Origin of the sequence: Bordetella sp. H567, from assembly GCF_001704295.1 — a bacterium.
GTDB lineage: Bacteria > Pseudomonadota > Gammaproteobacteria > Burkholderiales > Burkholderiaceae_B > Bordetella_C.
In genome coordinates, this window is sequence record NZ_CP012334.1 from 3,645,421 (window position 1) to 3,656,938 (window position 11,518).

Annotated in this window: 12 protein-coding genes; 6 read left to right on the plus strand and 6 right to left on the minus strand. The window is 67.1% G+C overall.

Features of this window, described 5'->3' with window-relative positions; all coding sequences use genetic code 11:
- Positions 1-62: 62 nt before the first annotated feature.
- The 4 genes from AKI39_RS16350 to AKI39_RS16365 form a co-directional block, all read right to left on the minus strand.
- Positions 63-779 (minus strand): SDR family oxidoreductase, encoded by a 717-nt coding sequence (locus AKI39_RS16350; RefSeq protein WP_066638222.1) that lies wholly within the window; start codon positions 777-779, stop codon positions 63-65.
- 198 nt (positions 780-977) lie between these two features.
- On the minus strand, positions 978-1,961 hold the full coding sequence (locus AKI39_RS16355; protein WP_158515184.1) for a tripartite tricarboxylate transporter substrate binding protein: 984 nt from the start codon (positions 1,959-1,961) through the stop codon (positions 978-980).
- 87 nt (positions 1,962-2,048) lie between these two features.
- Positions 2,049-2,810 (minus strand): transporter substrate-binding domain-containing protein, encoded by a 762-nt coding sequence (locus AKI39_RS16360; RefSeq protein WP_066638228.1) that lies wholly within the window; start codon positions 2,808-2,810, stop codon positions 2,049-2,051.
- 28 nt (positions 2,811-2,838) lie between these two features.
- Entirely contained in the window at positions 2,839-4,032 is a 1,194-nt protein-coding gene (locus AKI39_RS16365) for an alpha-hydroxy acid oxidase (protein ID WP_066638230.1), read from the minus strand.
- Between the two features lie 395 nt (positions 4,033-4,427).
- On the opposite strand from AKI39_RS16365, the gene AKI39_RS16370 reads away from it, so the two are divergent.
- The 6 genes from AKI39_RS16370 (at position 4,428) to AKI39_RS16395 (ending at position 9,453) form a co-directional block, all read left to right on the plus strand.
- On the plus strand, positions 4,428-5,384 hold the full coding sequence (locus AKI39_RS16370) for a LysR substrate-binding domain-containing protein (RefSeq protein WP_066638233.1): 957 nt from the start codon (positions 4,428-4,430) through the stop codon (positions 5,382-5,384).
- Positions 5,385-5,626: 242 nt separating this feature from the next.
- Positions 5,627-6,571, plus strand: coding sequence for a Bug family tripartite tricarboxylate transporter substrate binding protein (locus AKI39_RS16375; RefSeq protein ID WP_066643153.1), 945 nt, complete (start codon positions 5,627-5,629; stop codon positions 6,569-6,571).
- Between the two features lie 49 nt (positions 6,572-6,620).
- Positions 6,621-7,265: a flavin reductase family protein gene (locus AKI39_RS16380; protein WP_066638235.1), complete on the plus strand. Its 645-nt coding sequence runs from the start codon at positions 6,621-6,623 to the stop codon at positions 7,263-7,265.
- A 37-nt stretch (positions 7,266-7,302) separates the two neighbouring features.
- On the plus strand, positions 7,303-7,920 hold the full coding sequence (locus AKI39_RS16385) for a glutathione S-transferase N-terminal domain-containing protein (protein ID WP_066638237.1): 618 nt from the start codon (positions 7,303-7,305) through the stop codon (positions 7,918-7,920).
- A gap of 19 nt (positions 7,921-7,939) precedes the next feature.
- On the plus strand, positions 7,940-8,554 hold the full coding sequence (locus AKI39_RS16390; protein ID WP_066638239.1) for a carboxymuconolactone decarboxylase family protein: 615 nt from the start codon (positions 7,940-7,942) through the stop codon (positions 8,552-8,554).
- Positions 8,551-9,453: an amidohydrolase family protein gene (locus tag AKI39_RS16395; RefSeq protein WP_066638241.1), complete on the plus strand. Its 903-nt coding sequence runs from the start codon at positions 8,551-8,553 to the stop codon at positions 9,451-9,453. The genes AKI39_RS16390 and AKI39_RS16395 overlap by 4 nt, the downstream gene beginning before the upstream one ends.
- A 7-nt stretch (positions 9,454-9,460) precedes the next feature.
- On the opposite strand, the gene AKI39_RS16400 is transcribed toward AKI39_RS16395, so the two are convergent.
- Both AKI39_RS16400 and AKI39_RS16405 read right to left on the minus strand, forming a co-directional pair.
- The gene (locus tag AKI39_RS16400; protein ID WP_066638244.1) at positions 9,461-10,423 is read right to left on the minus strand and encodes a LysR family transcriptional regulator; all 963 of its coding nucleotides are present in this window, start codon (positions 10,421-10,423) and stop codon (positions 9,461-9,463) included.
- 106 nt (positions 10,424-10,529) lie between these two features.
- Positions 10,530-11,501 (minus strand): Bug family tripartite tricarboxylate transporter substrate binding protein, encoded by a 972-nt coding sequence (locus tag AKI39_RS16405; RefSeq protein WP_066638247.1) that lies wholly within the window; start codon positions 11,499-11,501, stop codon positions 10,530-10,532.
- Positions 11,502-11,518 lie beyond the last annotated feature (17 nt).

Below are 11,518 nucleotides of genomic sequence, written 5' to 3' on the forward strand. Positions count from 1 at the left end.
AGGCGGCGCCCGGGCCGGGGACGGTGCGCCCTGGCGGCCCGCCGGCGTGGCAGCCGCGGTGCCTAGCGGCCCGCCACGCTGCCGCCGCCGTCCACCGCCAGGACCTGGCCGGTGATATAGCCGGCGTCGTCCGACAGCAGGAAAGTAATGGCCGCCGCGACATCGGCGGGCGAGCCGACGCGCTTCATGGGGATGGAAGACAGGATGCGCTTTTCCGCATCGCTGCCGACGGGCCGGCTGGCGCGGAACAGTTCGGTTTCGATGGGACCGGGCGAGACGGCGTTCACCGTGATGCCGTATTCGGCCAACTCCAGCGCCCAGGTGCGGGTACATCCCACCAGGGCGTTCTTGGCGGCCGAATAGCTGGTGCGCTCATGTCCGCCATGGATGGCGCGGCTGACGACGTTGACGATGCGCCCGGCACGGCGCGCCTTCATCGACTCGACGAAAGCCTGCGCCACCTGCACGGCCACCCGTACGTTCAGGTCCAGCACGTTATATAGAGAAGCGAGTTCGATGGATCCGAGCGCCTGCGGCAATACGAGGCCGACGTTGTTGACCACCGCGTCCACCGGGAACTTGTCGCGGATTTCGCGCAGCGTCTCTTCCGTCTTGCCGGCGTCCGACAGGTCGCAGGCATAGAGATAACCTGGAAAATCCACATCGCCGGTGTGGCGCGCGATGCCGACCACGTGGCATCCCATATCCGCCAGGCGGCGCGTCAGCGCCCAGCCGATTCCCTTGGTGGCACCCGTCACGAGTACGCATTTATCTTTCATGATCTACCTCGACAACGTCCCGCTTACCGCAAACTCCCGAGTAGACCACCAACCCGGGCGCCCTGTCTTGGCTTTTCGTGACATATTAAGGGAAGCCGGCGGGCGGCGGGACGGCCTGGCGGCCCTGGCCTGCCCCGCCCCGCCCGGCGAACGTTTCCCCGGCGCGGCGCGGGGCAAGCCCCTAGCGCCGGGCCCGGCTCAATTCACCGAGGCGTTCGACTGCTGGACGATGACGCGCCAGCGGGCGACTTCGTCGGCCAGGAATTTTTTGAAAAATTCCGGCGATTCATTCATGGGCGCCATGCCCAGCTCTTCGAACCGCTTGCGCAGTTCGGGCTCCGTCATGGCCTGGTTGATCGCCTTGTTCAGCTTATCGACGATGGGCCGCGGCGTACCGGCCGGCGCCACGATCGAATACCACGTCGCCACCTCCATGCCATTCATGCCGGCCTCGGCCATGGTCGGGATGTTCGGCACCGCGGGAAAGCGCTTGGCGCTCGTGATGGCCAGGGCCTTGAGCTGTCCGCTTTCGATCAACTGCTTGCTGCTGGGAATGTTGATGAAGGTGAAGTCGGCCTCGCCGCCGATGACCGCCGTCAACGCGGGCGCGGAGCCCTTGTAGGGAATGTGCGCGGCATCGAAGCCACCCTTGATCTTGAAGAGCTCCCCGGCCAGGTGCTGGGTACTGCCGCTGCCGGCCGACGAGAAGTTCAACTTGCCGGGATGCTTCTTGCCATATTCGACAAGGTCCGCCACCGAATTGACCGGCAGCTTGGGGTTGACCAACAGCAGGTTCGGCGCTTCCGCGAAAATGGCGATCGGCTCGAAATCCTTGATCGCGTCATAGTCCAGCTTTTTGTATAGCGTGACATTCACCGCCAGCGCGGTCGAGGACAGCGACAGGGTATAGCCGTCCGGCGCGGACCGGGCGACATACGACGCCGCGATATTGGTACCCGCGCCGGCGCGGTTTTCCACCACGATGGAACCGTGCAGGATGGACGCGAGCTCCTTGGCAAGCAGGCGCGCGGCAACATCGTTGCCGCCGCCAGGCGCATAACCCACGACCAGCTTGATGGGGTGATCCGGATACTTGTCCACGGCCGAAGACTGCGCGTGAGCGGCGCTGGCCAGCAGCGAAAAACCGAGCAGCGCGGCTTGGACGGATCGGGGGAACTTCATATGCAACATCTCCGTTGTTGTGTGTGTCTGACTGCGAGGACGCCGACCAGGATCGCGGCGGCCTCGTTTGTTCGATACCGCAATGCGTCAATCGGCGGACGCAGGCGCCTTGACGGGTTCCGCCCCGGCAAAACCGGACTGGCCGATGAAGGCCGCCAACGCGCCGGACCTGGCCGCCCACGCCGAAAACGACGAAAGCGCCTGCAGTGCATCCTGGCGCCCCTGAGGCATGCCCAGCGCGTATTGCTCCAACCCCCAGGACCCCGGCAGTATCCGGGCGCCCGGAACGGCTGCCGCCACCTTGGACAGGATCGCCATGTTGGTGGCGAAGCCATCCACCTCGCCAGCCCGCAGCGCGGCGGCAGCACGGTCCAGGTTTTCCATGGGCACCAGTTCGGCCTTGGGGAAGATCGAGGAAAACTCCGTGCCGGTGGTGCTGCCCTGGCTGTATCCGATCTTGAATCGCGCCGCGCCCAGGGACTGCATGTCCTGGACCGGCGATTGCGGCGTAACCAGCACGGTCTTGCCCACCGTCAGCAGCACGCTCGCGAAGGCGATGTATTGCGCACGTTCACGCGTCGCATTGGTAAAGACCAGGTCCACCGTTGCGCTTTTCACGGCGGCCAGGACTTCCTGGTTGCTCTGGAACAGGCAAGGCGAAAAGGCGACGCCAAGAGACCGCGCGAAGCACTCCCCCAGCAGATAGCCCACGCCTGACGCCTGGCCGGACGCCGGGTCGCGCACGTATGACGAGGGACTGCCCTGATACAAGCCCATGCGCAGCGAGCCGCCCGGTGCGATCCGCTGCCGGGTTTCGTCGGTCCCTTCGAACTTGAACGGTGTCTTCATTTTCAATGCCTCCCAGGGCTTCGTGCGGTCACACGCACAGCATCGCGCCATCGGCCCGAGCATGGGCCAGTTCCGCAATGGTGTTGTATCCCATCATCCCGAGGGTCCGGAAGACTTCGTCCTTCAACAGCCGGGCGGCGTGCAGGACGCCCGATTCACCGGCGACCGCATTGGCGAAATTGAAAGGCCTGCCGACGAAAACGAAGTCGGCGCCCAGCGCGAGCGCTTTCACGACGTCCGTACCGCGGCGCAAGCCCCCGTCGATCATGACCGGAACGCGTGGGCCGGACGCTTCCAGCGCCGCGATGATGCCCGGCAGCATGCGCACCGCGGATGGACTGCCGTCCAATTGCCGCCCGCCATGGTTGGACACGATGATGCCGTCCGCGCCGCGGTCCCGGGCGATGCGGCAATCCTCGGGATGCAGCAGCCCCTTCACGATCAGCTTCCCCGTCCAGGATTCCCGGATCAGGGAAAATCGCTCCCAATCCATATGGTCCTTGGGCGCATGATCGCGGATGGCACTGGCCGAGATGATGGGCGCCCCGCGCGTCGCGAAGGAATTCTCGAAATGGGGCATGCCGTGGCGCAGCACCGTCCGCAGGAAGACCTTCGCCAGCCAGCGCGGGTGCGACAGGCCATCCCAGGCCAATCCCAGCCCCGGCCGCAAGGGCGTGCTGAAGCCTGCGCGGACCTGGTTTTCCCTGCTGGCGCCGACGAAGGTGTCGAAAGTCAGGACCAGGTTCTTGTATCCCGCGGCCTTTATGCGCTGCAACAGCGGCGTCGTGCGCGCCAGGTCGCCGGGCAGATAGGCCTGGAACCAGGCGTCCGGGTTGACGGCGATAACGTCTTCCATTCGGATCGTCGACGTGCCGCTGACGATCATGGGGATATGGAAGTCATGCGCGGCGCGGGCGAGCGCGATGTCGCCCCGGTAGGCGGACAGCGCGGAAAGCCCCATGGGACAAATGCCGAAGGGGGCGGACCATTGCTCGCCGAACAAGGCGGTGGCGATGGAGCGCTTGGACACGTCCCGCATCACGCGCGTAACCAGCAGGTAGTCGGCGAACACCGCGCGGTTTTCCCGCAGCGTATGCGTGTCCTCCGTGCCGCCAGCGACATATTCATAGACGGCGCGGGGCAGGAGGCACTGGGCCGCCCGTTGGAAGTCGTCCAGCGAAAAAATGCCTTTCAAAGCCCTGGGTTTTTTCTGCGATGCCATTGGTTTGCCGGGCTGGGCGCAGTTCCGTCGGCCGCGACTTCCTTGCAGCCGTGCTGCGGGTGTCTCCGGACAGGCGCTTGCGCCGGTGCCTTTTTATCGTTGGTCTTGAGCCGTGCAGTGTGACGGGTTCGCGCCGAAATCGCATTCGGCCTGGCCAAACGGCTGTTTGGCCCAAACGAACGGCCAACGAAGCGCGACGACGCCCGGCACCCCGCCGGAGAGGCAGCCTGTCCAGGTGTGGGTGCTATGCTTTCGGCGCCGGATCGCGAGGTGACGGCCGCCGGATCGCCCGATTTCCGGATTGCCGGATTGCCGCATCGCCCGATCGCCGGCTTGCGGGACTGCCGCATCCCCGCATCCCCGCATCGCCACGCAGGACACCCCTTCCTACTTACATGGAACTCAGACAGCTTCGATCCTTTGTCCGTGTCGTGGAACTCAGCAGCATGGGACGGGCAGCGCTGGAGCTCGGCATTGCCACCTCGACGCTCAGCCAGCAGATCAGCCAGCTGGAAAATGAACTGGCCACGCGTCTGCTGCAGCGGCGTTCGACCGGCGTCTTCCCGACCGAAGCGGGCCTGGACTTCTGGCATCAGGCCCAGGTCATCCTGAGACAGGTGGACGCCGCCGCCTCGGTGGCCAAGCAAGGCAGGTTTTCCGGCCAGGTAAGCGTGGGCATGGCCACCACGACGGCCTCCGTCCTGGCGGTACCGCTGTTGTCGGCGATGCGCGAACGATACCCCACCGTGCGCGTGCGGATCATCGAGGGCTTGACCAGCCATCTGGCCGCCCTGCTGAATTCCCGCCAACTGGACTTGGCGCTGCTGTTCGAGGCCAACGACCCCAAGCGATGGAGCGTGACGCCCCTGCTCGATGAAAGGCTGTTCGTGGTGGGACGAACGGACATGCCCGGGTTTCCCCCTATCCTGTCCACCGCCAGAAGCGTCAGGGTCAGCCAGATCGGCGACCTGCCGTTGATCATGCCGGGAAACAGCCATGCGCTGCGTGACCTGCTGACGGCAAGTTTCCATGCGGTGAACCAGACCCCCAACGTCGTGCTGGAAATCGACGGGGCGAACAGCCTGATGCGCGCGGTCCGCGCAGGACTGGGCGCGACCGTACAACCCGGGGCCGTGCTGTCCATGCTGGACGCGGAGGGCGACCCCACCTCCACCGACGCGTCGTTGCGCGCGATCCCGATCGAGGATACGTCGATGCGGCGTCGCTGCCTGCTGGCCAGCTTTTCGGACGACGAGCTTTCGCCGGCCGGCCTGGCGACGCGCGTGATCCTTATCCAGCTGGCAAGGCAGCTTGCGCAGGACGGTATCTGGCGCGGCGCCATCACGCTGTAAGCGCATGACCGGGCGCCGCATGGCGCCGGCTCCGCATACCTGCCGGCGCCGGGCACCACGGTCATGGCGGCGGCAAAGCGATCCGCCCTGCCCTTGCATACCTGATTTGCCGGCGCCGGCATAGCTCGCGTTCGCGGCGCCCCATACCATGCTCTCCATCACGACAACACCAAGAAAATTGGGGAGACAACTTGCCTACAGCCCTTGCCCGTCGCTTGCTGGCCGCGGTCGCCGTGGCCGCCATGGCCCCCGCCGGCCTGCCAGCCGCCCATGCGGCCGGCCCGGGCAACGCTTATCCGGACCACCCCATCACCCTGGTCAACCCTTATGCCGCCGGCGGGCCCGCCGACATCGTGGCGCGCAGCCTGGCGCGGGCGATGGAAAAACGACTGGGCCAGCCAGTGGTGGTGGAGAACAAGCCGGGCGGCGGCGCCTCGATAGGTACGGGTTTCGTGGCACGCGCGAAGCCGGACGGCTATACGCTGCTGCTGGGTACGTCGGCCGGCCATGTCGTCACGCCCCTGATGCAAAAGACGGCCTATGACGGCGTGCGCGACTTCGCGTTCTGTTCGGTGGTGGCCGTGCAGCCCATCATGCTGGCCGTCAACCCCGCAAGCGGCATCAAGACGGTGGCGGACCTGATCGCGCGCGCCCGCGCCGAGCCCGGCAAGCTCAGCTACGGTTCGGCCGGCGTGGGGGGCGCCACGCATCTGGGTGCAGAACTGTTCCAACAGGCCGCGCACATCAAACTCAACCACATCCCCTACCCCGGCGCTTCGCCCGCCGTCAATGACGCCGTCGGCGGACAGCTGGACATGGTGATGCTGAACCTGTCGGCCAGCCTGGCCTTCATCCGCCAGGGCCGCCTGGTGCCGCTGGCGTATGCGTCGGACCAGCGTTCGCCGCTGCTGCCGCAGGTTCCCACCCTGGACGAGGCCGGCGTGCACGGGGCGCAATCGGCGACCTGGTACAGCCTCGCGGCGCCGGCGGGCACGCCGGCCGCGATCGTGCAGCGCCTGAGCGCAGCCGTCCGCGACGTGAACCAGGACACGGACTACCGTCGCGTGATGCAGGAACAGGCCATAGAGCTGATGGCCCTTGCGCCGGACCAGGCCCAGGCCTACGTGGAAAAAGACCGCGCCGACATGCAGGCCCTGCTGGACCGGCTGGGGTTGCTCGGGAAATGATGTCGATGCACGGCGCGCCCTCCCGCCGGCCACGTGCGGCCAGACCAACATGAACTTCGATTTCAGCCAATTGACATCGACGGACGCCTTCAAGCTGCTATCCAGCGTGGTGGTGCCGCGCCCCATTGCGTGGGTCGTCAGCCAATCGCCGCAAGGGCGGCTGAACGCCGCGCCGTTTTCCTTTTTCAACGTGGTGAGCAGCGACCCGCCCATCGTGGCGTTGGGCATCGGGCCGCGCGGCGGGGAATTGAAGGATACGTCGCGCAATATCCTGGCCACCGGCGAATTCGTCATCAATGTCGCCTCGGCGGGACTGGCCGAGCAGATGAATCGCACCAGCGTGGACTATATCGCCGACGTGAACGAATTGACCCGGGCGGGGCTGAGCACCGAACCGTCGCTGCTCGTGGCCCCGCCGCGCATCGCACAAAGCCCGGCGGCGCTGGAATGCCGGGTCTGGCAGGTACTGGAGGCCGCGCCGCAGCGCGTTATCGTATTGGCGCGCGTGGTGGCGATGTATCTGTGCGACGAGGCCATCCTGAACCCGCAGCGCTTTCACGTGGATACGCCGTCGCTGCGGCTGCTGGGACGCATGCATGGCGCGGGCTGGTACGCCCATACGAACAACCTGTTCCAGATGGTGACGCCCGATGCCGACGACGACCCCGCGGTGCGGCCGGCGCAGGGACATTGACAGCCGCCGGCCATCGCCGGTTTTCCTGGAGACATGAATGAAACTGCATTGGTCGCCGCGTTCGCCCTTCGTCCGCAAGGTCATGATCGTGCTGTACGAGGCCGGCATCGAAGACCGGGTCGCCTGCGTGCGCACGCCCGTGGCGATGGACAAGCCCAACCTGGACCTGCTGCCCGACAATCCGCTCCTCAAGCTGCCCACTCTGGTCCTGGAGGACGGCACCGCGATCTACGATTCGCGCGTCATCTGCGCCTACCTGAACGAGCTGGCGGGCGCCGGCCTGCTGCCGGCGGAGCCGCGCGCGCGCCTGACCGCGGAACGCCGCCAGGCGCTGGGCGACGGCTTGCTGGACGTGCTGCTGCTCTATCGCCAGGAACGCAACAAGCCGCCCGCGCGGCAGACGCCGGCCTGGCTGGACGCCTTCGGGCTGAAAGTGGATGCGGCCCTGGCGGCCCTGGAAAAGGAAGCGCCCGCGCTGCGGACAACGCCCTTGGACCTGGGCCTGATCGCCATCGGCTGCGCCCTGTCGTACCTGGACTACCGTTTCGCGGACCTGGGCTGGCGCGATGGCCATCCCGGGCTCGCGGCCTGGCACCAGGACTTCAGCAAGCGTCCATCGGTGACGCGCAGCCAGCCCGACGACGCGGCGGCTTGAATCCACGCAAGGACACGACATGAGCCGTATTCCCTTCCCTACCCCCGAAACGATGAGCGAAGCGCAAAGGCGCGTCTACGAGCGCATCGTCTCCGGTCCGCGCGGCCGGCTGGTCGGGCCGCTGCGCGCCGCCCTGCACAATCCCGAACTGGCCGAGCGCTGGCAGGCCTTCGGGGCCTTGCTGCGCTACGGCACCAGCCTGCCGCCGCGCGTAAGCGAACTGGCCATCGTGGTCACCGCGCGACGCTGGAACAGCCAGATCGAATGGCACATCCACGCCCAGGCCGCGGCGCAGGCCGGCATCGCCTCCGCGGTGCTGGAGGCGATCCAGGCGCGGCGCACGCCGGTGTTCGAGACCGCCGCGGATGAAGTCGTCTATGAATACGCCCGCCAGCTGCAGGAAACCGGCCGGGTGGCGCCGGCGCTGCATGCCCGCGCGGTGGAGCTCTGGGACGTGGCGGGAGTGGTCGAACTGACGGCGGTCATCGGCTACTACACGCTGGTTTCCATGACGCTGAACGCGCATGAGATCCCCATGCCGGACGACGCGCCCGCGCCCCTGGACGTACCGTCCGAGGCCGGCCAGCCGGCGCTGAGCCGCCTGGCGCCCCTGCCCGGCAAGGATGGCCGATGACGGCCGATCCGCAAGCCGCTTCCTATATTCCCGCGACGACGGAAACGCCGCGCATGCCAGGCCGTCCCCGCCATGCGCTGCCCGCGCATGCGTGCGACGCGCATTGCCACGTGTTCGGCCCCTATGACCGTTTTCCGCTGCGGCACCCGTCTTCGTACGCCGCGCCGGATGCGCCGGCCCGGCGCTACCTCTCCATGCTGGACACCCTGGGAGCACAGCGTGGCGTGCTGGTGCAGCCCGCGCCTTACGGCACCGATGCGGCCGCATTGCTGGACGCGCTGAAGCAAGGGCAAGGCCGGCTGCGCGGCGTCGCCGTGGCCGATCCCGGTATCAGCGACGCCGGCTTGCAGGCGCTGCACGACGGTGGCGTGCGCGGGCTGCGCTTTGTAGAGGCGCGAGACCCCGCCGGCCGGCTCTTTCCCGGCAGCGTCGGCTTCGACCAGATCGCGGCATTGGCGCCCCGCATGAAGCAGCATGGCCTGCATGCGCAATTGTGGGCGCCATGCGACGTATATGCGCGGCACCTGCCGGCGCTCGCGGGCCTGGGGCTGCCGCTGGTCATCGACCATCTTGGCAGCCTGGTGCCGGCGCGTGGGCCGGCGGACGACGTGTTCCAGCTATTGCGCGGACTGCTGGCCGACGGCGCCCTCTGGATGAAGCTGACGCTGTGCCGGGTGGGCACCGCGCCCGACTATGCCGACGCCCGCTATCTGCACGACGCCTTCGCCAGCGCGAATCCAGACCAATGTCTGTGGGGTTCGGACTGGCCCTTCGTGCGCATGGGCGAGAAGGCGCCCGCGGCGGACGCCCTGCTGGACGTGGCGTGGGACTGGCTGGGCAGCGACGCGCTGCGCCACAAGGTATGGGTGGACAACCCGGCGCGCCTGTACGGCTTTTAGCGGCCGTTCAAGGGCTGACGTGCCAGACGCCCTCGCCGCCGATTTCACGCGCCAGGGCTTCGATCTGCCCGGCCACCTCCATGACGGTGCGCCCGGGCCCTTTGCTGCGCGAGTACGCCATCGAGATGATGCGCCCCAGCGCGGGGTCGCGCAGCGCGGCGACGCTCAGGCGGCCTTCCTGCACTTCCTGCCACACTGCGTGCAACGGCAGCACGGTATACATTTTCTCGTGCTGCACGATGGATTTCATCAGCGGCAGCGAGTCCGCCTCGATCAGCGGCGCGATGGCGATCTTGCGGGCGCGCGCCAGGCCATCCAGCGTATTGCGCAGGCCGTTGGGCGCTCCCGGCAGGATGAACGGCAGCCCGTCGAGTTCGTCGAAACGGATTTCGCCCGTCCGCGTGCGGGCATCGCCGGCCGCGCCGACCAGGTAGGACTCCACGAAAGCCAGGGCCGTTTCGCCGGGCGGGCATTTCTCCGCATAGCGGTAAAGGATGGCAATGTCCACGCGATTGTCGGTCAGCCATTCTTCTATCTGGCCGCTCGACCCTTCGAATATCCGCAGATGGACCTTCGGGTACTGCGCACGCATCCGGGAAAACAGCCGGCGAATCAGTGGATGCGCGGTGGACGGCAACAGCCCCAGCCTGACTTCGCCGGCCGGCTCGCGCGCCTGGCCGTTGACCTCCAGTTCCAGGCGCTCCGCGTCTTCGAGCAGCGCCCGCACCAAGGGGAACAGGCGCTCCCCGACTTCGGACAGCTGCACGCCGCGGCCGGTGCGGTTGAACAGGCGCGCATTGCATTCGCGTTCCAGGGCGTTGATGCGCCGGCTAAGGACCGACTGGTCCTGGTCCAGGTGCAGGGCGGCGCGCGTGATGCTGCCCAGTTCGGCGATGGCGACGAAGGCGCGCCATTTGTGCAGATCGGCGGTCAGATCCAGGCCCGGACCCAGGACTTTGGCGGTAGGCATAATCGCGATGGGAAGGAAGAGGCGCAGACACTATACGGCAGCCGCCGCGCGGATGGCCCTGCGATGTCGTCCGTACATCGTACGGATGGCGGCATCGCCCCCTTGCCTATTGCAATCCCAGCTTCCCCCGGCGTATGACTTCGCCCCATTTCCGCGATTCCGATTCCATCAGCTTGCGATAGTCGTCCGGCGTGGTGGCCTGCGGCACCGCGCCCTGTTCGATGATCTTGTCGCGCAGCGCCGGATCCCGCAGCGATTGCGCGATGGCTTCGGCCATCCGGTTCACGATGTCGATGGGCGTTCCGGTGGGCGCGATCACGCCATAGTTGGACTCCACCTGTACGCCGGGCAAGCCCAGCTCGCTGGTGGTGGGCACATCGGACAGGCCCACGAAACGCTCGGCGCTGCCTACCGCCAGCGCGCGCAGCTTGCCGCCCTTGATCAGGCCCAGCACGCCGGAAGCGTCGCCGGGAAACATCTGTACTTCGCCGGATAGAAGCGCCGCGATCGCGGGCGCCGCCCCCTTGTAGGGAACGTGCATGATGTCGATGCCGGTCTGCTGCCTGAGCAGTTCGCCGGCCAGGTGCGGGGTCGTCAGGTTGCCCGCGGACCCGTAGTTGTACTTGCCCGGGTCTTTCTTCGCGGCGGCGATAAGCGCGGGCAAGGTACTTTCCGGGATGGCCGGGTTGACGACGAACACCACCGGAATGCGCGCGACCAGGGACACGTACTGGATCCGGGAGACGTCGTAGGGCACCTTCATGATGTGCGGCAAGCCGGAAATGGCCCCCGGCACGCCGAAACCGAAGGTGCTGCCGTCCGGCGTGGCCCGCACGGTCGCGTCCACGCCTATGGTGCCCGAAGCGCCCGCCTTGTTTTCCACGACGATGGTCTGCCCCAGCTTCTGGCCCAGCGTCGGCGCCAGCAGCCGCGCCAGGTTGTCCACCGAGCCGCCGGGCGGGTAAGGCACGATCAGGCGTATGGGCTGGTTGGGCCAGGGCGCGGCAGCCCACGCGGCCGCGGCGGGCAGCGCGCCCAGGGTCAGCGCGGCGGCCAGCAAGGCGCGGCGTTTCTTCATGGATTTGTCTCCTCGTG